Raw genomic sequence first — 24603 nt, 5'->3', positions numbered from 1 at the left:
GGGCCCCGCCCGCCGGCCCGGGACAGCGGCCCGGTGGGGGTGGCCTGCCCCGGCAGCTGGCCGACCGCGGAATCCGGCGTCCGGGACCGGGACGGCCGGAACAGCCGCGCACGGGCGGCCTCGTCCCCGGCGTCCGCCAGCGCCTTCCACCGGGCGCGCAGCGTGGCCGCGTCCGGCGCCCGCACCCATGAGCGCCCGAGCCGCAGCGGCGGCACGGACCACGGCATCAGCTCGGACAGCCGCGGCGCACCACCGGCCTGTGGCGCACCCTGCTTCGCCGTCACGCGGAGCCCCTCCCGGACCGTACGGTTGATCCCCGGCATGGTAGCGACGGGGGCGGACGCAGTGCGCCGGCACCCTGCGGGCGGTCCGGGCGGGCGGAGGCGGTCTTCCGCTTGCTGATCTTGGCGGAGTACGGTCCTGGCCGTACCACGCCTGCCAAGGGGAGGACCGCCATGAGGGACACCGCCTCCGCCGCGCCCGAGGGGGGGGGGGGGCCCCCCGCCGCGACCAGGGCCGCGGCGCGGCTGGACCGGCTGCCGCCGTCCCGGTGGCACCGCCGGATCACCCTCGTCGTCGGTATCGGCGCCTTCTTCGACCTCTACGAGATCTTCCTCGGCGGTGTGCTGGCCGCGGTCCTCGCCGCGCAGTGGCACCTCGGCCACACCGCGAGGTCCTGGGTGATCGCCGCCGGGTTCCTGGGGATGTTCGCCGGCGCCAATGTCCTGGCCGTGCTCGCCGACCGGCTCGGCCGGCGCCGGATGCTCCTGGTCAACCTGGGCTGCTACGCGCTGTTCTCGCTCGCCTGCGCCGGCGCGCCGAACCTGTCCTGGCTGCTCGCGCTGCGCTTCCTCGCCGGTCTCGGACTCGGCGCCGAACTCGTCCTGGTGGATACCTATTTGGCCGAGTTCCTCCCGCGGGCGGTACGCGGTCGCTACCTCGCCTACGCGTACACCTTGGGGTTCGTCGGGGTCCCGGTGGCGGCCCTGCTCGGCGCCCGGCTGGTGGCCGGGCACCAGCTGCTGGGCATCGACGGCTGGCGCTGGCTGCTGATCGCCGGCGCGCTGGGGGCCGGCTTCCTCCAGCTGATGCGCCGTCAACTCCCGGAGTCGCCACGGTGGCTGGTGGTCCAGGGGCGGGACGCGGAGGCCCGGCGGATCGTGGCCGGCGTCGAGGAGCGGGTGGCGGCGGAGACCGGGCAGAGCCTGCCGTCCGTACCGGAGGCGGAGACGGTGCCGGAGCGCCGGGTGCCGCTCGGCGAGATGTTCCGCGGCGACCACCGCCGGCGGACGTTCATGTGGTGGGTCTTCCAGGTGCTGCAGACCGTCGGCTACTACGGCTTCGGCTCGCTGGCGCCGGTGGTGCTGACGGCCAAGGGGTTCACGGTCACCGATTCGCTGCTCTACGCCGCGCTGGGCTTCGGCGGCTATCCGATCGGCTCCGCGCTGTCCATCCCGCTCATCGACCGGATCGAGCGCCGCACGCTCATCATCGCCTCCGCGCTCGGCATCGCGGCCTGCGGCCTGGCCTTCGGCTTCGCCGCCGCCCCCTGGGCCGTGGTCGTCTTCGGCTTCCTGCTGACGGTGTGCAGCAACGTCTTCTCCAACGCCTTCCACGTCTACCAGACCGAGCTGTTCCCGACCGGCCTGCGCAGCAGCGCGATCGGCATCGCCTACTCGCTGTCCCGGCTCACCTCGGTCGTGCTGCCGTTCGTCGCGCTGACCGTGCTGACCGACCTCGGCCCGGCCGCGGTGTTCGCCGGGTCCGCGGTGCTGATGGTGCTGCTGTGCCTGGACGTGGCGCTGCTGGGGCCGCGCAGCACGGGGCGGAGTCTGGAGCGGATCTGAACACCGGGCGGCCGGTGGCCGGTGGATGCGATGGCCGCACGCGGCCGGTCAGTGCGCCTCCAGCGTCACCGTGAAGGAGAACCGGTCGCCGCGGTAGTGGATCCGGGCGACGTCGAGCACCCGCCCGGACGCGTCGTAGGTGATGCCGGTGTAGTGCAGGATCGGGCTGAGCAGCGGCACCTGGAGCAGCCGGGCGGTCTCGGGGTCGGCCAGCCGGGCCTCGACGGTGTCGGTGATCCGGCTGATCCGGACGCCGACCGCGTCCCGCAGTACCTTGGTCATCGGCCAGCGCTCCAGGTCCGCGAGGTCGATCCGGTCGGCGATGTCCGGGCGGACGTAGTTCCGCGCGTGGTTGGTGGGTTCGCCCGACGCCTCGTCGCCGCGCAGCCGCCGGAAACCGGCCACCTCGTCGATGTCCGGGAAGAACTCGGACAGTTCGTGGGGTACCGGGACCGGTCCGTGCTCCAGCAGGGTGGTCCGCATCCCGGACTGCTGCGCCACGATCGCGTCCACCGACCCGAGCAGCCGGACCGGCGCACCGCGCTGCGCGCTCGGCTCGATGAACGTGCCGCGGCGCCGGTGCCGGCTGATCAGTCCCTCCGTCTCCAGCTCCTTGAGTGCCTGACGCATCGTCAGCACGCTGACGCCGTAGTGCTCGGCGAGCGCCTCCTCGGTGGGGAGCCGGAGCGGCGCCTCGGGCGAGCGCCCCAGTATGGACGCGCGCAGGGACTGCGAGACCTGGTACCACAGCGGCAGCTTGCGGTTCAGGGCGAGCGAGTCGGGAGCGAAGGTGGTCACAGAGCGGTCCCTGGGTCCTACGGGCGGAAGTGGCGCTGGAGACCCTGCCATACGTCGTCGTAGCCGCGTTGCAGGTGTCCGGCGTCCCGGGCCTGCGCGGTGAGCGTCAGCGGCCAGCGGGTCTCGAACATGAAGGCCAGCCCGTCGTCGATCTTCTGCGGGGCGAGCTCGGCGGCGCTGGCCCGCTCGAAGGTCTCCCGGTCGGGGCCGTGCGCGGACATCATGTTGTGCAGCGAGCCGCCGCCCGGGACGAAACCCCCCGGGCCCGCCGTCTTCGCGTCGTAGGCGCCCTCGATCAGGCCCATGTACTCGGTCATCACATTGCGGTGGAAGTACGGCGGCCGGAAGGTGTCCTCGCCGACCAGCCAGCGCGGCGCGAACACCACGAAGTCGACGCCCGCCAGGCCAGGGGTGTCCGAGGGCGAGGTGAGCACCGTGAAGATCGACGGGTCCGGGTGGTCGTAGCTGATCGAGCCGATGACGTTGAAGCGGCGCAGGTCGTAGACGTACGGAAGGTGGTTGCCGTGCCAGGCGACGACATCCAGCGGCGAGTGGTCGTAGGTCGCCGTCCAGAGATTGCCGCCGAACTTGTTCACGACCTCGACCGGTCCGTCGACGTCCTCGTAGGCGGCCGTCGGGGCGAGGAAGTCCCGGGCGTTGGCCAGGCCGTTGGCGCCGATCGGGCCGAGGTCGGGCAGCTCGAAGGGGCGGCCGTAGTTCTCGCAGACATAGCCGCGGGCGGTGTCGTCCAGCAGCTCGACGCGGAACCGCACACCGCGCGGGACCAGCGCCACATGGCCCGGTTCGGCGCGCAGCAGGCCGAATTCGGTGCGCAGCAGCAGCCCGCCGCGCTCCGGCACGATGAGCAGCTCGCCGTCCGCGTCGCCGAACACCCGCCGGTCCATGGAGGCGTTGGCGTGGTAGAGGTGCACGGCCATGCCCGCGCGCTGGGTGGCGTCGCCGTTGCCGCCGAGGGTCCACAGGCCATCCACGAAGTCCGTCGGATCGGCGGGTTCGGGGAGCGGGTTCCAGCGCAGCCGGTTGGGGTCGGGCAGGCACTCGGTGAACGGCGCGGAGCGGATCTCGCCCCGGTTGGCGCGGAGGAACGGGGGGTGCGCGGCCGACGGACGGATGCGGTAGAGCCAGGAGCGCCGGTTGTGGCGGCGCGGTTCGGTGAACGCCGAGCCGCTGAGCTGCTCGGCATACAGGCCGAGGGGGGCCCGCTGCGGGGAGTTGCGGCCCACCGGCAGCGCGCCGGGGACGGCCTCCGAGCTGTGCTCGTTGCCGAAGCCGGAGGAGTAGGTCAGCCCCTCGGCCGTCTTCCTCGCCTGCTCGTTGCCCGTACCTGTCATCGCGCGCTCCCGCCGCTCACGGAACTCAAGGAATCCTATGCAAAACATTAGGATTGCGAGGGGAGATCGTCAACGGATACCTCCGGACATGGCCGGATCGCCGCCCCGGGCCATCCCCGCTCCGCACGGCGGGCAAGATGACCGTGTGCAGCCATCGACGCCTCATCCCGCCCCCCGGTCCGCCCCCGCCGCCGCCCCCGCCGCCGGACCCTCCGCCGTTCCGTCCCCGCTCCGCCGCGCGCCCGTGCAGCGGCGCAGCGCCCAGCGCCTGGCCCGGATCCTCGACGCCTGCGCCGAGCTGCTGGACGAGACCGGATACGAGGACCTCAGCACCCGCGCGGTCGCCGGCCGCGCCGGGGTCCCGATCGGCTCCGTCTACCGCTTCTTCCCCAACAAGCGGGCCATGGCGGAGGCGCTCGCCCGGCGCAACCTCGACGCGTACGCGGACCGGATCACCGCCCGGCTGACCGCCCCCGGGCAGCCGTCGGGCTGGCGCGGCGCGATGGACGTGGTGGTCGACGAGTACCTCGCCATGAAGCGCACGGTGCCGGGCTTCGCCCTGGTCGAGTTCACCGTCCCCGCCCCGCGCGAGACCCGGCAGGCCAACTACGAGGTCGCCGACCGGCTGCTGGGCCTGCTCGCCGGGCGGCTCGGCCTGGACGCCGGCGACGACCGGCTGCGCACCGCCTTCCTCGTCGGCGTCGAGACGGCCGACGCGCTGCTCCAGCTCGCCTTCCGCACGGACCCCGGCGGCGATCCGGCGATCGTCGCCGAGACGAAGGAACTGCTGCGGGCGTATCTGGCGCGATATCTGGACGCGCGATATCTGGACGGGCAGGCCGGGTGGGCCGGGTAGGCGTGGGCCTACCGGGGGCGCGGGTGGCCGAGAGCTGCTGGCGGCCACGAAACTACCGGCGCTAGTTTGGCTGGTGTCTCCCTGGGAGGTGCCCGAGGCGCCCCCTAGGGTCGAAGGACGACCAGGCGGCCCGGGAGGACCACGACGTGAAGCAGCACGACGCGATGTACATCGACGGCAGCTGGCGCCCCGCCGAGGGCAGCGGCACGATCGAGGTCGTCGACCCGGCCGACGAGCGGGTGATCGGCACCGTCCCGGCCGGCTCCGCGGCGGACGTGGACGCCGCGGTGCGGGCCGCCCGCGCCGCGCTGCCCGGCTGGGCCGCCACCCCGCCCGCGGTGCGCGCCGACCGGCTGGCCGCGCTGCGCGACCAACTCGCCGCGCGCGCCGAGGAGATCGCCGCGACCGTCACCGCCGAACTGGGCTCACCGCTCGCCTTCAGCACCGCGGTGCACGCCGGGGTGCCGGTCGCGGTCTGCGGCTCCTACGCCGAGCTGGCCCGGACGTACGCCTTCGAGGAGACCGTCGGCAACTCCACCGTGCTGCTCGAACCGGTCGGCGTGGTGGGCGCGATCACGCCCTGGAACTATCCGCTGCACCAGATCGTCGCCAAGGTCGCCCCGGCGCTGGCCGCGGGCTGCACGATCGTGCTCAAGCCGGCCGAGGACACCCCGCTGGTGGCCCAGCTGTTCGCCGAGTGCGTGGACGCGGCCGGGGTGCCCGCCGGTGTCTTCAACCTCGTCACCGGCCTCGGGCCGGTCGCCGGCCAGGCGCTCGCCGAGCACGACGGCGTCGATCTGGTCTCCTTCACCGGCTCGACGGCCGTCGGCCGGAAGATCGGCGCCATCGCGGGCGCCGCGGTCAAGCGGGTGGCGCTGGAGCTGGGCGGCAAGTCCGCCAATGTCATCCTGCCCAGCGCCGACCTCGGCAAGGCGGTGGCCGTCGGCGTCGCCAACGTCATGGCCAACTCCGGCCAGACGTGCAGCGCGTGGACCCGGATGCTGGTCCCCACCGACCGCTACGACGAGGCGGTCGCGCTGGCCGCCGCCGCGGTCGCCAAGTACGTCCCCGGCGAGCGGGTCGGCCCGCTGGTCAGCGCCCGCCAACGGGACCGGGTGCGCGGCTACATCGAGCGGGGCATCGCCGAGGGCGCCAGGCTCGTCGCGGGCGGCCCGGAGGCACCCGCCGAGGCCGGCTACTACGTCACCCCGACCGTCTTCGCGGAGGTCACCCCCGAGATGGCCATCGCCCAGGAGGAGATCTTCGGTCCGGTGCTGTCGATCCTGCGCTACGAGGACGAGGACGACGCCGTACGGATCGCCAACGGCACCGTCTACGGCCTCGCCGGCGCGGTCTGGGCCGGCGACGACGCCGAGGCGGTCGCCTTCGCCCGCCGGCTCGACACCGGGCAGGTCGACATCAACGGTGGACGCTTCAACCCGCTTGCCCCGTTCGGCGGTTACAAGCAGTCGGGGGTGGGCCGCGAGCTGGGCCCGCACGGCCTGGCCGAGTACCTGCACACGAAGTCGCTCCAGTTCTGAGCCCGTCGGCGCCCAGCCCGTCGCCCCCTGACGGAGCGCCGGCGCCGCCCGGCCCGGCCGCCCGCGACCCAGCCATCCCACCAGCCCGCCGCCGTCCGCCACCCGCCCCGAGGAGATCCCGTGGTCCGCGCCGCCGTACTGCCCGCCGTCAACGCCCCGCTCCAGATCACCGAGATCGAGCTGCCGGAGCCGGGGCCGGGCCAGGTCCGTATCCGGCTCGCCGCCGCCGGTGTCTGCCATTCCGACCTGTCGCTGTCCAACGGAACGCTGCGGCAGCCCGTCCCGGCCGTGCTCGGGCACGAGGGCGCGGGCACCGTCACCGCGGTCGGACCGGAGGTCACCGCCGTCGCCCCCGGCGACCGCGTCATCCTCAACTGGGCCCCGTCCTGCGGGAGTTGCCGGTTCTGCGAGCTGGCCGAGCCCTGGCTGTGCGTGCACTCCGGGCGCGCCGGCGAAACCCCGTACGCCACCCGCGCCACCGACGGCAGTGCGCTCTACGCCGCCCTGGGCACCGCCGTCTTCGCCGAGGAGACCGTGGTGCCCGAGCGGGCCGCGCTGCCGCTGCCCCACGGGGTGCCGCTGGCCGACGCGGCGCTGCTCGGCTGCGCGGTGCTCACCGGCTGGGGCGCCGTGCACCACAGCGCCCGGGTGCGGGCGGGGGAGTCGGTCGCGGTGTTCGGGGTCGGCGGGGTGGGGCTGGCCACCGTGCAGGCGGCGCGCATCGCCGGGGCGGACACCATCGTGGCGGTGGACGTCTCGCCGGCGAAGGAGGAGCTGGCGCGTGCGGCCGGGGCCACCGACTTCGTGGTCGCGGGCGACACCGGGTCCTTCGAGAAGGAGTGCGCCAAGCGGATCCGCGCGCTGACCGGCGGGTTCGGCACCGATGTCGCGGTGGAGTGCGTCGGCCGCGCCGACACCATCCGCACCGCCTGGTCCGCCACCCGGCGGGGCGGCCGGACGACCGTGGTGGGCATCGGCGGCAAGGACCAGCAGGTGGCGTTCTCCGCCCTGGAGCTCTTCTACTTCGGCCGGACGCTCTCCGGCTGCGTCTACGGCAACAGCGACCCGGCGCACGATCTCCCGGTCATCGCCGAGCAGGTCCGCTCCGGAGCGCTCGACCTCTCCGCCCTGGTCACCGACCGGATCGAGCTGGACGGCATCCCCGCCGCCTTCGAGGCGATGCTCGCGGGGAAGGGCGGTCGGGCGCTGGTCGTCTTCTGAGGCACGCACCCGGTCAGCCCGGGGCCCGGCGCGTCCGGCTCGTGCGCGCCGCCCCCGGAGGCGCCTTCGGCCCCTGCCCGCCAGGGGCTGATGCGCGGTGCACCAGCTATGACCCGGGCGGGGCGAGCTCCGGGTGATGCAGCGTCAGGCCGTCCACCAGCGCGAGCAGTCCGGCCTCGAAGGCGCCCTCGTCGACCCGGCGTTGATGCTCCGCCAGGAGGTGCGCCTGGCCCAGGTGCGGATAGGTGTCGGGGTCGTAGGCGCCGGGGTCGTCGACGAAGCCGCGGGCGAACGAGCCCAGCGCGGAGCCGGCGACGAAATAGCGGACCATCTCGCACACCTTGGTGGCCTGTGCGGGCGGCCAGCCGGCCTCGACCATGCCGCCGAACGCCGCGTCGGCCATCTTCAGCCCGGCGGGGCGGCGGCCGGGGCCCTGGGCGAGGAACGGCACGATGTGCGGATGGGCGGCGAGCGCCGCGCGGTAGGAGCGGGCCCAGTCGAGCAGTCCGGCGCGCCAGTCGCCGCCGCCCTCCAGCGTCGACACGTCGACCTCGGCGACGACCGTGTCCGCGACCGCGTCGAGGATCTCGTCCTTGGTCGTGAAGTGGTTGTAGAGCGACGGTCCGCTCACGCCCAGCTCCGCCGCCAGCCGCCGGGTGGAGAGCGCCGCGAGCCCTTCGGCGTCGATCAGCGCCAGCGCGGCGGTGACGATGCGCTCGCGGCTCAGAAGGGGCTTGCGGGGTCGGGCCATGACGCACATAGTAGGGGCTGCCTCGCGAAAAACTAGCAGCGCTAATTAAACGTCTTCCCGCCGACAGGGGGCCCGAGATGAACCTGGAGCTCAGTGCCGAACAGGCCGCCGTACGCCGGCTCGCCGAGGACTTCGTCCACCGCGAGATCGCCCCGCACGCCGCCGCCTGGGACCGCGCGGAGCGGGTCGACCCCGGCATCGTCAGGAAGCTCGGCGCCCTCGGCTTCCTCGGGCTGACCGTCCCCGAGGAGTACGGCGGCTCCGGCGGCGACCACCTCGCGTACGCCCTGGTCACCGAGGAGCTGGGGCGCGGCGACTCCGCCGTGCGCGGCATCGTCTCGGTCTCGCTCGGGCTGGTCGCCAAGACCATCGCCTCCTGGGGCGACGAGGAGCAGAAGCGCGCCTGGCTGCCCCGGCTGACCTCCGGCGAGGTGGTCGGCTGCTTCGGCCTGACCGAGCCCGGCACCGGCTCCGACGCGGGCAACCTCACCACCCGGGCGGTCCGTGACGGCGGGGACTACGTCATCGACGGCGCGAAGACGTTCATCACGAACGGCACCTGGGCGGACGTCGTGCTGCTCTTCGCCCGGACCGGCGGCGCCCCCGGCCACCAGGGCATCAGCGCCTTCCTGATACCGACCGGCACCCCGGGCCTCACCCGCCGCGAGATCCGCGGCAAGCTCGGGCTGCGCGGCCAGGCCACCGCCGAACTGGCCCTGGAGGGCGTACGCGTGCCCGCCTCCGCCATGCTGGGCCCCGAGGGCAAGGGCTTCTCGGTCGCCATGTCCGCGCTGGCCAAGGGCCGGATGTCGGTCGCCGCCGGCTGCGTCGGCATCGCCCGGGCCGCGCTGGACGCCGCCGTCGGGTACGCCGGCGAGCGCGAGCAGTTCGGCACGCCGATCGCCCGCCACCAGCTCGTCCAGGAACTCCTCTGCGACATCGCGGTGGACGTGGACGCCGCGCGGCTGCTGACCTGGCGGGTGGCCGATCTCGTCGACCGCGGCGAGCCGTTCGCCACCGAGGCGTCCAAGGCCAAGCTGTTCGCCTCCGAGGCCGCGGTGCGCGCCGCCAACAACGCCCTCCAGGTCTTCGGCGGCTACGGCTACATCGACGAGTACCCGGTCGGCAAGCTGCTCCGCGACGCCCGGGTGATGACCCTCTACGAAGGCACCAGCCAGATCCAGAAACTGGTCATCGGCCGCGCGCTCACCGGGGTCTCCGCCTTCTGACCGGCGCTCGCCGCGTACGCTTCCGTCCCGGCGCCCGCCCCCGCCCCGTCCCGCTGCGCCCCCGGAAGCAGACCTAAGCGCTTGCTCAGTCGCGCGGTATGGTGTTCGATCCGGGCAGAGGAAGTTCCCTGGCGGATCGAGGAGCGGGGTACGCGATGGGTGCGGCGGAGCGGGCGGCGCGGGAGAGCGAGGAGTGGGCCGGGGTGAGCCCGGACGCCGCGCGGCGGCTGGTCAGCGCGGCCGTCGAGGCGTTCGCCGAGCGCGGCTACCACGCCACCACCACCCGCGACATCGCCGGCCGCGCCGGGATGAGCCCGGCCGCGCTCTACATCCACTACAAGACCAAAGAAGAGCTGCTCTACCGCATCAGCGGCATCGGCCACGAGAAGGCGCTGCGCATCATGGGCGCCGCCGCCGAGGCCACGGGCAGCGCCACCGAGCGGCTGCGCGACGCGGTACGGACCTTCGCCCGCTGGCACGCCGAGCACCACACCACCGCCCGGGTCATCCAGTACGAACTCCAGGCGCTGAGCGACGCCCACTACGCCGAGATCGCCGGATTGCGCCGGCGCACCGACCGGCTGCTGCGCCAGATCATCCAGGACGGCGCCGACAGCGGCGAGTTCCGGGTCGGCGACGTGCCGGGCACCACCCTCGCCGTGCTGTCGCTGTGCGTGGACGTGGCCCGCTGGTTCTCCGCCGACGGCCCGCGGACACCCGACGAGGTCGGCGCGCTCTACGCCGACCTCGTCCTGCGCATGGTGGGTGCCCCGCCGGCCTGACCGCCGGACCGGCTATCGGGAGAACTAAAGGTAGAAGCGGCTGACCGACTCCGCGACGCACACCGGCTTGTCGCCGCCCTCCCGCTCGATCGTCACGACCGTGGTCAGCTGCACCCCGCCGGGCACCTCGGCCACCTCCGCGATCCGGGCGGTGGCCCGCAGCCGCGAGCCGACCGGGACGGTCGCCGGGAAACGGACCTTGTCGGTGCCGTAGTTGATGCCCATCTTCACGTTGTCGACCCGCATCAGCTGCGGGACCAGCGCCGGCAGCAGCGACAGCGTCAGATAGCCGTGCGCGATGGTCGTGCCGAACGGGCCGGCCGCGGCCTTCTCCTGGTCGACGTGGATCCACTGGTGGTCACCGGTGGCCTCCGCGAACAGGTCGATCCGCTTCTGGTCGACCTCCAGCCAGTCGCTCGGACCCAACTCCGCGCCGACCGCGGCCCGCAGTTCCTCGACCGACCCGAACACCCGGGGCTCTGCCATCTCCGTCTGCCTCCTCAGCGTCGCTTACCAAGCGCTTGCTCAGGATGCGAGTGCGCGGGCCCGCTGTCAACGGTCGCCTCAGGGCAGGTCGTAGGGTTGAGGCGTGCCACAGCTTCCGTACAAGGTCCATGAACTCTCGGTCGGCCAGCTCTCCGCGCGCAGCGGCGCGGCGGTGTCCGCGCTGCACTTCTACGAGTCGAAGGGGCTGATCAGCAGCACCCGCACAGCCGGGAACCAGCGCCGCTACACCCGCGACGCGCTGCGCCGGGTCGCGTTCGTACGGGCGGCGCAGCGCGTCGGGATCCCGCTCGCGGTGATCCGGGACGCACTGGCGGAGCTGCCGGACGAGCGCACCCCCAACCGCGAGGACTGGGCCCGGCTGTCCGAGGTGTGGCGTTCCGAACTCGACGAGCGGATCAGCCAACTCGTCGAGTTGCGCGACCGGCTGACCGACTGCATCGGCTGCGGCTGCCTCTCGCTTCAGACGTGCGCGCTGTCGAACCCGTACGACAACCTCGGCGAACAGGGGCCGGGCGCGCGGCGGCTGCGGGTGGACCGGGGCACCAAGGACCCGGTCCCTGCTCCGGCGCCGCCGGGCGACGGCGGCGCCGGGCCGTGCGCGCCGGGCGACGCGGGGTGCGCCCCTGCGCCGGGGCGCCGCACCGGCCGCGGATGAGCGCGCCCGGCCCGGCCGCCGGTTACTACCAGACGGACGGGGTGCGGGCCGCCCACGGACGGGCCCGCTCCAGCTGGGCGGAGAGCGAGATCAGCGTGGCCTCGTCGCCGTAGCGGGCGGCCAGCATGACGCCGATGGGCAGGCCCTGTGCCGTCCAGTGCAGCGGGACGCTGACCGCGGGCTGGCCGGTGACGTTGAAGAGCGCGCTGAACGGGGTGAACCGCCCGATGACGGCGAACTCGGCCTGCGGATCGGCGTCGTCGCGCAGCGCGCCCACCAGGGGCGGCGGCGTGGCCACGGTGGGGGAGAGGATCACGTCGTAGCCGGTGTCCGGTGGCATGAGGGCGTCGGCGACGGTCTGCCCGAGCATCCGGAAGGCGTGCAGCGAACCCGCGAAGGACGGGCCGCTGATCTCGGCGCCGCGGGCCCGCAGATAGCGGGTGAGCGGCATCAGCCGCTCCTCGCTCTCCGGCGGGACCGGGCGGAGGGCGGCCATGACGGACCACACGCGGGTGAAGGCGATGAGGATGTCCTCGTCGGCCGGCAGCGACAACTCCTCGGTATCGTGGCCGAGTTCGGCCAGCAGTGCGGTGGTCCCGTCGACCGCGGCCCGGCAGTCGGCGTGCACCTCGACGCCCGGGACGGGGGCCTCGGTGAGCACCGCGATCCGCAGCCGGCCGGGGTCGCGGCGGGCGTGGTCGGCGAAGGTCTCACCGGGCGGCAGTGCCGGGGCGGCGTACGGGTCGCCGGGCATCGGGCCCGCCATGGCGTCCAGGAGCGTGGCCGCGTCGGCGACCGTACGGGCCAGCGGGCCCGAGGTGCTCAGGCCCGAGACGTCGTGCAGCAGCGGGCCGGAACTGATCCGGCCGCGGCTGGGCTTGATGCCGTAGAGCCCGCACAGCGACGCGGGGATCCGGATCGAGCCGCCGCCGTCGCTGCCGTGGGCGACCGGTGCGAGTCCGCCGGCGACCGCCGCGGCCGCTCCGCCGCTGGAGCCGCCCGCCGAGCGCGCCAGGTCCCAGGGGGTGCGGGCGGGCGGCGCGAGGGCGTTCTCCGTGTAGCAGGGCAGCCCGAACTCGGGGGTGTTGGTCTTGCCGAGCAGGATCGTGCCGGCGTCCCGCAGCTTTGTGACGACATGGTCGTCGGTGTCCGCGATCCGGTCGGCCAGCGCCCGCGAGCCCATCGTGCAGCGCACCCCGGCGACCTGGCTGAGGTCCTTCACGGGCACCGGGACGCCGAACAGCGGCGGGAGCGCGCGGCCCTCGCGGCGGGCCGCGGCGGCCTCGCTCTCGGCGTCCGCGGCCTGCTTCCCGGCGATCTCCGGGGTGCGGGTGAGGAAGGCGCCCAGGGTGTCGTCCAGCCGGTCGATCCGCGCGAGGTAGTGCTCGGTGAGCTCGACGGGGGAGAGCCGCCCCGTACGGATCGCCTCGGCCTGTTCGAGCGCGGTCAGATCGTGCAGTTCGGCCATGGACGTCCACCCTCTCCTTCGGTGCCCGTGCGGCCCGGGTGCCGCGCGTGCGGTGCGGGCCGGGGCACGGGTGCCGGGCGCCCGTGGATCCGCCCGTGAACAGTTGTTTCAGCTCGCCCGCCGGCTCGTAAAGGCCGTGAGTGATCGGGGCACTTGCCTACAGCCACCTGCGTACCGGGACGGCCGGGCGGCGCGCGGTCGGTGACCGGTGCCCTTCGGACCGTCCGCCGGGCGCGGGCGGTGCGCGGTGGCGGGGTGCGCGGGACTCACCCGGCCGGTGAACAATGGCCGGAAGGTGCCGTCCCGGCGGCTTGCTCCCGGGGCAGAACGCCCGCCAGGTCCCGGGCGGCGGCTATCAGTTGGGCGTTGCCCGCGGCCGGTGAGCCGTCGGGCAGCAGCAGGGTGTCCTCGATGCCGATGCGGCTGCACAGGCCCAGCTCGGCGGCGAGCCGCAGCACCGGCCAGGCCCCGCCGTCCTGGCCGTGCAGCAGCACCGGGCGGCCGTGCGGCACCGGCGCCAGCGCGGCGAGCAGCGCACGGGCGGTGGCCGGAGCGGACTCCGGGCCGGTGTCGTCGATGACCTCGGCCAGCACCCGCAGCACCCGCGGAGCCAGCGGCGAGCGGGCGAAGCGCTCGACCGCCGCCGTCCCGGCCCAGATGCCGGCCTCGACGCCGACGCCGCGCTCCAGCAGGGCGGCGGCGACTGTATCGGCGCCCGCCTCATGCCAGTTGACCGAGGCGTGGTCGGGCAGCACCGTCCAGGACCTGACCTGCTCCGCCCGGCGCTCGGGCGCCGGCTCGGCCCAGGCGCCGGTCGTCACGCCCACCGGGACGTCCACCGCTTCCCGTATCGCCGTGAGGACCGGGCCGACCACCCGCGGTGAGAGGGAGTCCTGGCCGCACGGGGTCTTGGGGTGCACATGGACGTCCTGGGCGCCGGCCGCGACCGCCTGCCGCGCCGCTTCCGCGAGCGCGGCAGGGGACATCGGCACCGCACCGGAATCGGCCGCCGTGCGGGGGCCGTTGAGACACACCTGAAGCATCTTCAGCATGTGTCCGATGATGACAGGTGGGTCCGACAACGCCCGCTGAACGGGGCGTACGACGGGCTACGGTGCCGGGCTGCGGGGGCCTCAGGCCGCCGCGAAGGTTCCCGCGCCGTGGCGGACGGCCGCGGTGCTCAGCGCGTCCGGCGTCAGGACGGACGCCGGGGCGAGCACCCCGCACTCGCGGCAGGCCGGCCCGGCGGCCGGGCAGCCGGCCTCGTCCGGGACCCAGGCGAACCGGGTGGAGCCGCACACCGGGCAGTCGCGGCGCGGGCGTCCCGCCTCCATCGCCGCGATCATGCGGCGCAGCACCTCTGCGAGGCGGGCCGCCGGGTGCCGCTGCGGTGACTCGCAGGGCACGATGTCGCAGCCGCCCCAGGTGCGCCGGTGCCATTCGTCGAGGGCGCCGACCTGGCGGATGCCCTCGTGCTTCTCCTTGCGGCGCCGGGCGGCGAATTCCTCTTCGTAGGCGAGCCAGAGGGTGCGTGCCTCCTCCAGCTCCGTCAGCGCGGCCACCAGCCGCGCCGGATCGGGGTCACGGTCCTGGGTGGCGAACCCGGCCCTGGTGCACAGGTGATGCCAGGTCGCGCGGTGCCCGTACGGGGCGAAGCGTTCCAGGCATTTGCGCAGGGCGGTACGCCGCTGGGCGGTGACGAGTCGTGGGTTGCGGACCTGTTCGGCGAGGGCTCTGAAACCGGCCATCTTCCTTCCACCTCCGGGGGAGGACCCGACTGGACACGGAATGGACGTACCCGATCGCCGCCTGGATCCATCGAATTTCCTTGCGGTATCGGGCGGTGGTGTTCCGCGGTGGCCGTCCTCAACTCCCGTGCGCCTCAGGAGTCTCCGGGGATGGGGGAAAGTTGACTGTTGTTCATCTTCCGGTCACAGGTAACCAGCGGTAACGTCCGGCCCACCCTCCCCCGGCCCGTGACGGACCGGGACCCCCTCGAGGAGCAGGAATGCGACGACGTACCGGAAGGTTCAGGACTGCCGCCGCGGCAGCCCTGCTGGCCTTGGGTGCCACGGTCCTGGCACCACCCCCCACCGCTGCCGCGGCGGCTGCCCGGCAGGCAACCGACGGCGCGCGGAAGGCCGATGGCGACTACTGTCGAGGCCAGTGCGACGACATCCTGCCACCGGGCGCGACGGGCAACGCCACCCTGGCGCAGATCCTCGGCAACAAACTCTTCGGCACCCACCCCGCCCACTCCACCGACCAGATCGCCCCGTACAACGCGCTCAACGGCGGCTATCCCTCGCTCACCGACGCCACTCTCACCGACTTCTACAACGACGCCTCCTTCGGCGTCCCCAAGGACCAGGTCGGCTCGGTCGGCACCCCGCGCCCCGACGTCACCATCACCCGCGACAAGAAGACCGGCGTCCCGCACATCAAGGGCACCACCCGCTACGGCACCGAGTACGGCGCCGGCTACGCCGCGGGCCAGGACCGGCTGTGGCTGATGGACCTCTTCCGGCACATCGGCCGCGGGGAACTGACCTCGTTCGCCGGCGGCGCGCTCGCCAACCAGGGCCTGGAGCAGCAGTTCTGGCCGCAGGCGCCGTACACCGAGGCGGACCTCCAGGCCCAGGTCGACGCCATCCGCACCCACAACGGAGCGCGCGGCAGACAGGCCATGGCCGACGCCCAGGCGTACGTCGACGGCATCAACGCCTACCGCCAACAGTCCAAGGACGGCCGGTACTTCCCCGGCGAATACGTTCTCACCGGCCACATCGACGCCGTCACCAACGCCGGTGAGATCCAGCCCTTCAAGCTCACCGACCTGATAGCCCTGGCCTCCGTCGTCGGCGGGCTGTTCGGCAACGGCGGCGGCGGAGAGGTCCCCTCGGCCCTGGCGCTGCTCTCCGCCCAGCAGAAGTACGGCGTCGCCAAGGGCACCCGGGTCTGGGAGTCCTTCCGGGAGCGCAACGATCCCGAGGCCGTCAAGACCCTGCACGACGGCCAGAGCTTCCCGTACGCCGTCAAGCCCGCCAAGGCCCGGGGCACGGCGCTGCCCGACCGGGGCTCGGTCACCCCCGAGCCGCTGGTCTTCGACCGCAAGGGCGCCGCCGCCTCCAAGAGCGCCACCCCGCCGCGGACGCCGGTCGAGGCCCCGGAGAAGTACCGGAAGCTGGAGGGCCTGTTCAAGGACGGCGTACTGCCCAAGGGGAGCTTCGACCCGACCCGGCACCGCGGGATGTCCAACGCCCTGCTGGTCTCCGGCAAGCACACCGCCGACGGCCACCCGGTCGCCGTGTTCGGCCCGCAGACCGGCTACTTCGCACCGCAGCTGCTGATGCTCCAGGAGATCCAGGGACCCGGCATCAGCGCCCGCGGCGCCTCGTTCGCCGGCGTCGGGATGTACGTCCAGCTGGGCCGCGGCCAGGACTACGCCTGGAGCGCCACCTCCGCCGGCCAGGACATCACCGACACCTACGCCGTCGACCTGTGCAACGCGGACGGCTCCCGGCCCGCCAAGGAGTCCACCTCCTACCGCTACCACGGCGCGTGCCTGCCCATGGAGAGGCTGGAGCGCACCAACGCCTGGCAGCCCACCATCGCCGACCCGACGGCGGCCGGTTCGTACCGGATGCAGGTCTTCCGCACCAAGTACGGCACCGTCACCCACCGCGCCACCGTCGGCGGCAGGCCCGTCGCCTACACCTCGCTGCGCTCCACCTACCGCCACGAGGCCGACTCCATCATCGGCTTCCAGATGCTCAACGACCCGTCGTACGTCCACGACGCCGGGAGCTTCCAGAAGGCCGCCCAGCACATCGGCTACGCCTTCAACTGGTTCTACGCCGACTCCCGCGACATCGCGTACTACAACAGCGGCCTCAACCCGGTCCGCAACCCCGCCGTCGACCCGTCGCTGCCCGTCAGGGCCGAACCGGCCTACGAGTGGAAGGGCTTCGACCCCGCCACCAACACCACCGACTACACCCCGCCCGCCCAGCACCCGCACTCCACCGACCAGGACTACTACATCTCCTGGAACAACAAGCAGGCCAAGGACTACGACTCGGCCGGCTTCGGCAACGGCTCGGTGCACCGCGCCAACCTGCTCGACGACCGGGTGCGCGCGCTGACCAAGGAGGGCGGGGTGACCCGGGCGTCGCTGACCCGGGCGATGGCCGACGCCGCCGTCACCGACCTGCGCGGCGAGGACGTGCTGCCCGAGCTGCTGCGGGTGATCGACGGCAAGCCGGTCACCGATCCCCGGCTGCGGACCGCGGTGCAGCAGCTGGACGCCTGGCGCAAGGACGGCGCCCGGCGCCGCGAGACCTCCCCGGGGTCGCACACCTACGCCCACTCCGACGCGGTACGGCTGATGGACGCCTGGTGGCCGCTGATGATCCAGGGCGTCTTCGCGCCGGGCCTGGGCAAGGACCTCTACACCGCGCTCGGCGCCGACCTGGCCGTCGACGAGTCGCCGTCCGCCGGCCACGGCCCCACCGGGGCGCACGCCGGATCGGCGTTCCAGTACGGGTGGTGGAGCTACGCCGACAAGGACCTCCGCGCCGTGCTCGGCGACCGGGTCCAGGGCCCGCTCACCGAGCGGTACTGCGGCAACGGCACGCTCGCGGCCTGCCGCGACACCCTGCTGGCCACGCTCCGGCAGGCCGCCGTCAGGACCGCCGCCCAGGTATACCCGGGTGACGACAGCTGCACGGCCGGCGACCAGTGGTGCGCGGACGCCATCGTCCACCGTGCGGTGGGCGGTCTCACCCACGACAAGATGAGCTGGCAGAACCGCCCCACCTACCAGCAGGTGGTGGAGTTCCCCGCCCACAGGTAGCGGAGCGCACGGACGGGCCCCGGGGCGAGCACACCCCGGGGCCGGTCCGCGTGCGCCGCCCGCGCGGTCTCCCCGGATGCGGGGTCTCCCCGGGTGGGGAAAATGCGGCGGCGATGCGCAATCAGGGGGCGGCCCGCGAACAGAACTCACCTGGCGGCGAAGGAGGTTGAGAGATCGGTTCGACCATTCCACGGTGCCGTGAACGCATCCCGCAGTTTCCGGGAGAAACCCCCAGATAATCCCCGGTGTTCTCCGCTGTTCTCCGGGTGTGTTTTCCCGTGCGGCTATGCTGCTCGTTCCTGAATTAGGGGGACGGGAAAGCGAGTAGGGGCGGTAGGGGCGGATGGCCGTGCCAGGTCCGGAGCAGTACCCGACGGAGCTGCTCGACACGACGATGGACCAGTTGCGCACGCTGATCGTGGTGCACGAGGCGGGGACGGCGCTGGGGGCCGCCCGCCGGCTGGGCCGCGAGCAGTCCAGCGTGCAGAAGCAACTGGACACGATGAACCGCACGTTCGCCGCACTGTGCGGCGAGGAACTGGTGCTGAAGCAGGGGAGGGGACAGGACGCGCTGTTCACCGCGACCGGTGAGGCCCTGGTCGAACTGGCGCGGCGCACGCTCGGCGAGTGGGCCGAGGGCGTCCACGACGCCCGCCGCCGGCTCGGCCGTACGCTCTCGGTCGGCACCACCCGCTACACCCTCGGTTTCCTCCTGGACGCCGTGGAGCACGTCAGCGCGGACTACGAACGCGCGGGCGTCGACCTGAAGGTCACCCACGTCCGCACCGGCGACCTGTTCACCAAGCTGCGCACCCAGGAACTGGACCTGGTCTGCGGCAGCGTCGTGGTCACCGAGGGGGAGGAGGCCGAACTCCTCGCGCCCTACGAGGTGATGGAGTGGCGGCGCAGCGGCCTGTCACTGCTGACGAACCTGCCGCCGGACCGGCTGTCGGGCGCCTCCTTCAGCGCCCGCGACCTGCCGCGGCTGCCGCTGGTGGTCTCCGCGGGCGGTCTGATCGGCCGCTTCCTGACCTCGTGGTACGGCAGCGACTACCGCCAGAGGCTCACCGTGGCGGCAGAGATAGAGGCCGCCCACTACGGCTTCGAGCTGCTGCGCTCGGGCGTGGTCAGCGGCGCCATGTTGGTCACCCGCGGCATCGGGGAGGCGGCGGCGGACGGCCGCCTCCCGGAGGCCGGCGGGCTGCGCACGCTGGAGATCGTCGGGGAGGTCGGCCCCCGGACGGAGGTCCTGGTCGGCGTCTTCACCCGGCGCGGCGAGCGGGACGCGTATCCGCCGGACCACCCCCTCAACCGCCTCTGGGAGGCGCTCTCCTGGGAGAGCGAACGGTGGTGGCTGCGGCCCTGAAACCGGCGGGCGCCGTGCCCCCTGAGCCCATGAGCCCCTGATCCCCAGGTTGGAGGCCGGCAGCGCGCCCGAGTAGCGCACCGCGGTACCGAACAGCTCCGGCGGATACGCGCCCATCACGCTCGTTGTGCAGGGAAGTCAGCAGCGGGCTCCCGTCATCTCGTCTGGTAGGGCCGGCAATTGGTGGAAGACGCCGCCAGACACCGTCAGACGCCGTCAGAAGGTGTCTTCTCTTCGTCGTCCGCGGAACGGAACATCTCCCTCGGGTTTTCGCCACCGGGGTTTGTTTTCTTGACGCCAAGTCAGAAATTGACCGACAGGTGAATCTGGCCTTCCGGTCGGCTTAATCCCGGGGATGGCCTGAACCGTCGCCCTGACCACCCTCGCCGACCGCGGCGTGGACGCCTGGGTCGGCGGTGAGATCGTCGAGCGCGGCGGCCACACCGCCGGCGCGGCACTCGTCGGCAGCCATGCCGCGTGGCGCGCGCCGGTGGTGTGGTGCGCCGTCGGCCCCCAACAGCCGCTAGCGGTACCGGAGATACCGCTCCCGCACCGCCCGGAAGCGTGCCAGCCCGTCCTGCCACGCCGCCACGATCTCCTCCGTTCCGGCACCCGCGTCGATCATCGTGCGTACGGTGGCGGACCCGGTCAGCAGATCGAAGTGGTCGGCCCGCCAGGCGAAGCCCTTCCAGACCTTCCGGGCCGTCACCAGCAGGCCGATACCGGTGCGCACCGGATCGAACGCGGAGCGGTCGTGGACATGCAGCTGGACCCCGCCGATCGTCCTGCCCTGGAACTTGGAGAAGGTCGGTACGAAGTACGCCTCCCTGAAGTGCACACCGGGCAGGCCCAGTTCGGTGGCGGCGGCGGCCCACCGGCGGTCGATGCCCTCGGCGCCGAGGAGTTCGAAGGGCCGCGTGGTGCCGCGGCCCTCGGAGAGGTTGGTGCCCTCGAAGAGGCAGGTCCCGGCGTAGACCAGTGCGGTGTCGGTGGTGGGCATGTTCGGGCTGGGCGGTACCCACGGCAGCCCGGTCGCCTCGAAGAAGTCGGCGCGCCGCCAGCCGGTCATCGCGACCGTCTCCAGCGCCACCGGCCGCCCGGCGACCCGCGGTACGAACTCGCCGTTGAAGAGCCGGGCCAGCTCCGTCACCGTCATCCCGTGCGCCTGCGAGATCGGCTCCCGGCCGACGAAAGAGGAGTACTTCCGGTCCAGCACGGGGCCGGTCGCGGCCCGGCCGGTGACCGGGTTGGGGCGGTCCAGCACCACGAACCGCTTGCCCGCCGCGACGGCCGCCACCATGCAGTCGTAGAGCGTCCAGATGTAGGTGTAGAAGCGCGCGCCGACGTCCTGGATGTCGAAGACGACGGTGTCCACGCCGGACGTGGTGAAGATGTCCGCCAGTTCCCGGCCGCTCTTGTCGTAGGTGTCGTAGACCGGCAGCCCGGTGGCGGGATCGGTGTACCGGCCCTCCGAGCCGCCCGCCTGGGCGGTGCCCCGGAAGCCGTGCTCGGGGCCGAACACGGCGGTCAGCCGGACCCGGCGGTCGGCGTGCATGACGTCGACGATGTGCCGTAGGTCCCGGGTCACCCCGGTCGGGTTCGTGACGATGCCGACCCGCTGCCCGTCCAGCAGGCGGTAGCCGTCGGCGGCCAGCCGGTCGAAGCCGGTGCGCACCCGCCGGCCGCCGGGCCGCGGCGCCGCCTGGGCGGGGGCCGCGGTGACCGTCGCCGCGGCTGCTCCGGTCGCCGCCAGCTGCCCCAGTAGAACGCGTCTCGACAGAGCCATGCGCACCCCTCCGTGGTCGGTGCCGGGCCGGATACGTGTCGTGCGCACGCTAACGCCTTTCGGGGTGGCGTGGGACGATGCGGGCAGCGACCACGCCCTTGAGGCGGTGGGGGAGCGCCCGGCCGTGTGGGAAGCCGGTGCGATGCCGGAAGCCGGTGCGATGTCGGAAGCGGGCGCGATGCCGGGAGCCGGTGCGGTGTCGATGGCCGGTACCTGCCGCTCGTGCGGGTCCGGGAGTGCTCGCGCGGGTGCGGGAGCCGGGGGACGGTCTTCCGCTGGGACATACCGACTGGTTAGTCTGCCTCTCAGTGAGTCGGGCGACCCGGAGCGAGCGAGGGAGACGCAGCGTGGCAGCCATACGGGACAAGGCCGTTGTCGTGACCGGAGCGGGTGGTGGGATCGGGGCCGCACTGGCCCGCCGGTTCGCCGCCGAAGGCGCCCGCGTCGTGGTCAACGACCTGGACGAGGCGAAGGCCCGCAGGACCGCCGGGGAGATCGGGGCGATCGCGGTCCCCGGCGACGCCTCCGGCATCGTGGCGCCGGCCCGCGAGGCGCTGGGCGGTGCCATCGACGTCTTCTGCGCCAACGCCGGCGTCGGCACCGGTGGCGGTCCCGACGCGCCCGAGGACGACTGGGCGCTGGCCTGGGACGTCAACGTCATGGCCCATGTCCGGGCGGCGCGCGAGCTGGTGCCGGAGTGGCTGGCGCGCGGCGGCGGCCGGTTCGTCTCCACCGTGTCCGCCGCGGGCCTGCTCACCATGGTCGCCGCGGCCCCGTACAGCGTCACCAAGCACGGCGCCTACGCCTTCGCCGAGTGGCTGTCGCTGACCTACCGCCACCGCGGCATCGACGTGCACGCCATCTGCCCGCAGGGCGTACGGACCGACATGCTGGCCGCCACCGGGGCAGCCGGGGACCTGGTCCTGACACCCACCGCGGTGGAGCCCGAGGCCGTCGCCGACGCGCTCTTCGCGGCCATGGACGAGGGCCGCTTCCTGGTCCTGCCGCACCCGGAGGTCGCGGACTACTACACCGCGCGGGCATCCGACCCGGACCGCTGGCTGGGCGGTATGAACCACATCCAGCGGGAGCTGGAGGAGCGCAGCGCAGGCTGACCACCGGGTTCAACGGGCCCACGCCCGCAGGGACTTGTGGGCCGGCGGGCGCGGACCGCACGGACGCCCGCCGGCCGGTTCCACCGGTTTCCGGCCGGCCGTACCGTCCCGCGACCGGACCACCAGTTACGCGCACGGACCATCAGGAAGGAAGGGCCGCACCCCGATGACCTCCTACCAGGACAAGCCGTGGCTGGCACAGCTCACCGACGCCCAGCGCGCCCCCGTCCAGCCGCCGCCCTCGCCGCTGCACGCCTTCCGGGCCGCGGTCCGCCGCGCCCCCGAGCGCACCGCGCTCGCCTACTTCGACGGCCGGCTCTCCTACGCCGAGACCGACGCGCTCTCCGACGGCATCGCCGCCCACCTCGCCGGGCGCGGCCTGCGGCGCGGCGACCGGGCCGCCGTCATGCTCCAGAACACCCCGCACTTCGTGCTGGCGGTGCTCGGCGTCTGGAAGGCCGGCGGGGTGGTCGTCCCCGTCAACCCGATGTACAAGTCGGCCGAGATGCGGCACATCCTCACCGACGCCGAGGTCACCGCCGTCGTCTGCGCGGACCGCACCTGGGACGCCTTCCTGCGCGCCACCGCCGCCGCGGCGCCCTCCGTGCGGATCGCCCTGACCACCTGCGAACGGGAGCTCCAGACCCGCGACGACGGCAGGGTGCTGCGCGGCGAACGGCTCGGCCCCCGGGAGGGCGCCGACGATCTGCTCACCGCCGCCCGGACCGCCGGCCCGGCGGGCGCGGTGCCTGCGCCCTCCGGGCCGACCGCGGACGACCTGGCGCTGATCAGCTACACCTCCGGCACCAGCGGCACCCCGAAGGGCGCCACCAACACCCACGGCAACATCAGCTACAACGCCGAACGCCAGCGCACCGGACTCGCCCTCCCCGACGGCGCCACCTACTTCGCGCTCGCCCCGCTCTTCCACATCACCGGGATGGTCTGCGAACTCGCCGCCTGCCTCGCCAACGCCGGCACCCTGGCGCTCGCCTACCGCTTCGAGGCGGGCGTCGTGCTGGACGCCTTCCTGGAGCACCGCCCCGCCTACACCGTCGGCCCCTCCACCGCCTTCATGGCGCTGATGGCCCACCCCGCCGTCACCCGCGAGCACTTCGACTCCTTCCGGACGGTCAGCTCCGGAGGCGCGCCGCTGCCGCCGGCGCTGGTGGAGACGTTCCGCGCCGGATTCGGCCCGTACCTCCACAACGGCTATGGCTTGACCGAGTGCACCGCCCCCTGTGCCAGCGTCCCGCCCGGCCGCGAGGCGCCGGTCGACAAGGTCTCCGGCACCCTCGCGGTCGGCGTGCCCGGCCCGGACACCGTCATACGGATCATCGACGAGGCGGGCCGCGACCTGCCGTTCGGCGAACCGGGCGAGATCGCGGTCCGCGGCCCGCAGGTCGTACCCGGCTACTGGCGCCGCCCCGATGCCACCGCCGAGAGCATCCCGGACGGCGAACTGCGCACCGGCGACATCGGGTTCATGGACGGCGACGGCTGGCTCTACGTCGTCGACCGCAAGAAGGACATGATCAACGCCTCCGGTTTCAAGGTGTGGCCCCGGGAGGTCGAGGACGTCCTCTACACCCACCCGGCGGTCCGCGAGGCGGCCGTCGTGGGCGTGCCCGACGCCTACCGGGGCGAGACCGTCAAGGCGTATGTCAGCCTGCGTCCGGGTGCCTCCCCCGACCCGGCCGAGCTGGCCGCTTACTGCAAGGAGCGGCTCGCGGCGTACAAATATCCCCGGGTGGTGGAGATCCTGCCCGAGCTTCCCAAGACCACGAGTGGCAAGATCCTCCGACGGGAGCTGCGCCACCGCGCATGAGTACGCACGAAGGACAGGTGAGGGCGATGGCCGGCACGAAGGACGGCACCGGCAACGGCAGCGGCACCGCGAAGCCGGTGGCGCAGCGGCTGCTGGCCACCGCCACCAGGCTCTTCGCGGAGCACGGCTACGACCGCACCTCCGTGCAGGAGATCGTCGACGCGGCGGGCGTCACCAAGGGCGCCCTCTACCACTACTTCGGCTCCAAGGACGACCTTCTGCACGAGGTCTACGGGCGGGTGCTGCGGCTCCAGCAGGAGCGGCTGGACCACTTCGCGGACGCCGACGCACCGGTGGAGCAGCGACTGCGGGACGCCGCCGCGGACGTCGTGGTCACCACCATCGAGAACCTCGACGACACCAAGATCTTCTTCCGCTCGATGCACCATCTGAGCCCGGAGAAGGACAAGCAGGTGCGCGCCGAGCGGCGGCGCTACCACGAGCGGTTCCGGGCGCTGGTCGAAGAGGGCCAGCGCGCCGGGGTGTTCGCCGCCGACATCCCCGCCGACCTGGTCGTCGACTACCACTTCGGCTCGGTGCACCACCTCGGGACGTGGTACCGCGAGGACGGGCCGCTGAGCCCGCAGCAGGTCGCCGACCATCTGGCGGAGCTGCTGCTGCGGGCACTGCGCCCGTAACGGCGTGA

At 73.3% G+C, this 24603-nt stretch carries 20 protein-coding genes and 1 pseudogene; 12 read left to right on the top strand and 9 right to left on the bottom strand.

The window, feature by feature from the left end:
* A pseudogene (locus RZ84_RS40765) lies at positions 1 to 284 on the bottom strand (DNA methyltransferase); the annotation flags it as partial.
* A 171-nt stretch (positions 285 to 455) separates the two neighbouring features.
* Here RZ84_RS40765 and RZ84_RS07810 point away from each other — a divergent pair.
* Entirely contained in the window at positions 456 to 1847 is a 1392-nt protein-coding gene (locus RZ84_RS07810; protein WP_043263678.1) for an MFS transporter, read from the top strand.
* Between the two features lie 48 nt (positions 1848 to 1895).
* On the opposite strand, the gene RZ84_RS07805 is transcribed toward RZ84_RS07810, so the two are convergent.
* Positions 1896 to 2645, bottom strand: coding sequence for a GntR family transcriptional regulator (locus tag RZ84_RS07805; protein WP_043263677.1), 750 nt, complete (start codon positions 2643 to 2645; stop codon positions 1896 to 1898).
* Between the two features lie 17 nt (positions 2646 to 2662).
* Positions 2663 to 3997, bottom strand: a complete 1335-nt coding sequence (gene hmgA / locus RZ84_RS07800; protein ID WP_043263676.1) for a homogentisate 1,2-dioxygenase — start codon at positions 3995 to 3997, stop codon at positions 2663 to 2665.
* Positions 3998 to 4241: 244 nt separating this feature from the next.
* Here hmgA and RZ84_RS07795 point away from each other — a divergent pair, with 244 nt between their 5' ends.
* The 3 genes from RZ84_RS07795 (at position 4242) to RZ84_RS07785 (ending at position 7615) form a co-directional block, all read left to right on the top strand.
* A complete protein-coding gene (locus tag RZ84_RS07795; RefSeq protein ID WP_052230441.1) occupies positions 4242 to 4853 on the top strand; it encodes a TetR/AcrR family transcriptional regulator in 612 nt (203 codons plus the stop codon).
* Positions 4854 to 4999: 146 nt separating this feature from the next.
* Positions 5000 to 6394, top strand: coding sequence for an aldehyde dehydrogenase family protein (locus tag RZ84_RS07790; protein WP_043263675.1), 1395 nt, complete (start codon positions 5000 to 5002; stop codon positions 6392 to 6394).
* A gap of 120 nt (positions 6395 to 6514) precedes the next feature.
* Positions 6515 to 7615 carry a Zn-dependent alcohol dehydrogenase gene (locus RZ84_RS07785; protein WP_043263674.1) on the top strand — a complete coding sequence of 367 codons (1101 nt, stop codon included), beginning with the start codon at positions 6515 to 6517 and terminating at the stop codon, positions 7613 to 7615.
* Between the two features lie 106 nt (positions 7616 to 7721).
* On the opposite strand, the gene RZ84_RS07780 is transcribed toward RZ84_RS07785, so the two are convergent.
* Positions 7722 to 8366 carry a TetR/AcrR family transcriptional regulator gene (locus RZ84_RS07780; RefSeq protein ID WP_043263673.1) on the bottom strand — a complete coding sequence of 215 codons (645 nt, stop codon included), beginning with the start codon at positions 8364 to 8366 and terminating at the stop codon, positions 7722 to 7724.
* A 77-nt stretch (positions 8367 to 8443) separates the two neighbouring features.
* On the opposite strand from RZ84_RS07780, the gene RZ84_RS07775 reads away from it, so the two are divergent.
* Together RZ84_RS07775 and RZ84_RS07770 are read left to right on the top strand one after the other, a co-directional pair.
* Positions 8444 to 9595, top strand: coding sequence for an acyl-CoA dehydrogenase family protein (locus RZ84_RS07775; RefSeq protein WP_043263672.1), 1152 nt, complete (start codon positions 8444 to 8446; stop codon positions 9593 to 9595).
* A gap of 155 nt (positions 9596 to 9750) precedes the next feature.
* Entirely contained in the window at positions 9751 to 10377 is a 627-nt protein-coding gene (locus RZ84_RS07770; protein WP_043263671.1) for a TetR/AcrR family transcriptional regulator, read from the top strand.
* A 24-nt stretch (positions 10378 to 10401) separates the two neighbouring features.
* Here RZ84_RS07770 and RZ84_RS07765 read toward each other — a convergent pair whose 3' ends face one another.
* Positions 10402 to 10863 (bottom strand): MaoC family dehydratase, encoded by a 462-nt coding sequence (locus tag RZ84_RS07765; RefSeq protein ID WP_043263670.1) that lies wholly within the window; start codon positions 10861 to 10863, stop codon positions 10402 to 10404.
* Positions 10864 to 10966: 103 nt separating this feature from the next.
* Here RZ84_RS07765 and soxR point away from each other — a divergent pair, with 103 nt between their 5' ends.
* Positions 10967 to 11539, top strand: a complete 573-nt coding sequence (gene soxR, locus RZ84_RS07760) for a redox-sensitive transcriptional activator SoxR (protein WP_052229825.1) — start codon at positions 10967 to 10969, stop codon at positions 11537 to 11539.
* Between the two features lie 25 nt (positions 11540 to 11564).
* Here the strand turns inward: soxR and RZ84_RS07755 are convergent, their stop codons facing one another.
* The 3 genes from RZ84_RS07755 to RZ84_RS07745 all read right to left on the bottom strand — a co-directional run bounded on the left by RZ84_RS07755 (position 11565) and on the right by RZ84_RS07745 (position 14755).
* Positions 11565 to 13007 carry an amidase gene (locus RZ84_RS07755; protein WP_043263669.1) on the bottom strand — a complete coding sequence of 481 codons (1443 nt, stop codon included), beginning with the start codon at positions 13005 to 13007 and terminating at the stop codon, positions 11565 to 11567.
* Between the two features lie 266 nt (positions 13008 to 13273).
* Complete coding sequence (locus tag RZ84_RS07750) at positions 13274 to 14050, bottom strand: 3-keto-5-aminohexanoate cleavage protein (protein WP_052230440.1); 777 nt, start codon at positions 14048 to 14050, stop codon at positions 13274 to 13276.
* 90 nt (positions 14051 to 14140) lie between these two features.
* Positions 14141 to 14755 (bottom strand): hypothetical protein, encoded by a 615-nt coding sequence (locus RZ84_RS07745; RefSeq protein ID WP_043263668.1) that lies wholly within the window; start codon positions 14753 to 14755, stop codon positions 14141 to 14143.
* A 260-nt stretch (positions 14756 to 15015) separates the two neighbouring features.
* On the opposite strand from RZ84_RS07745, the gene RZ84_RS07740 reads away from it, so the two are divergent.
* Both RZ84_RS07740 and RZ84_RS07735 read left to right on the top strand, forming a co-directional pair.
* Positions 15016 to 17862 carry a penicillin acylase family protein gene (locus RZ84_RS07740; protein WP_043263667.1) on the top strand — a complete coding sequence of 949 codons (2847 nt, stop codon included), beginning with the start codon at positions 15016 to 15018 and terminating at the stop codon, positions 17860 to 17862.
* A gap of 343 nt (positions 17863 to 18205) precedes the next feature.
* Entirely contained in the window at positions 18206 to 19228 is a 1023-nt protein-coding gene (locus RZ84_RS07735; protein ID WP_043263666.1) for a LysR family transcriptional regulator, read from the top strand.
* Between the two features lie 523 nt (positions 19229 to 19751).
* On the opposite strand, the gene RZ84_RS07730 is transcribed toward RZ84_RS07735, so the two are convergent.
* Positions 19752 to 21014, bottom strand: coding sequence for an exo-beta-N-acetylmuramidase NamZ family protein (locus RZ84_RS07730; RefSeq protein WP_043263665.1), 1263 nt, complete (start codon positions 21012 to 21014; stop codon positions 19752 to 19754).
* Positions 21015 to 21361: 347 nt separating this feature from the next.
* On the opposite strand from RZ84_RS07730, the gene RZ84_RS07725 reads away from it, so the two are divergent.
* From RZ84_RS07725 to RZ84_RS07715, 3 genes are all read left to right on the top strand, one after another.
* Entirely contained in the window at positions 21362 to 22129 is a 768-nt protein-coding gene (locus tag RZ84_RS07725; protein WP_043263664.1) for an SDR family oxidoreductase, read from the top strand.
* 166 nt (positions 22130 to 22295) lie between these two features.
* A complete protein-coding gene (locus RZ84_RS07720) occupies positions 22296 to 23957 on the top strand; it encodes a class I adenylate-forming enzyme family protein (protein WP_043263663.1) in 1662 nt (553 codons plus the stop codon).
* 26 nt (positions 23958 to 23983) lie between these two features.
* On the top strand, positions 23984 to 24595 hold the full coding sequence (locus RZ84_RS07715; RefSeq protein ID WP_043263662.1) for a TetR/AcrR family transcriptional regulator: 612 nt from the start codon (positions 23984 to 23986) through the stop codon (positions 24593 to 24595).
* The last annotated feature ends 8 nt before the right edge of the window (positions 24596 to 24603 follow it).

The organism is Streptomyces sp. CT34, assembly GCF_000805335.1.
GTDB lineage: Bacteria > Actinomycetota > Actinomycetes > Streptomycetales > Streptomycetaceae > Streptomyces.
The sequence above is the reverse complement of the archived record's forward strand: the minus strand, read 5'-3'. Positions and strand labels throughout refer to the sequence as shown.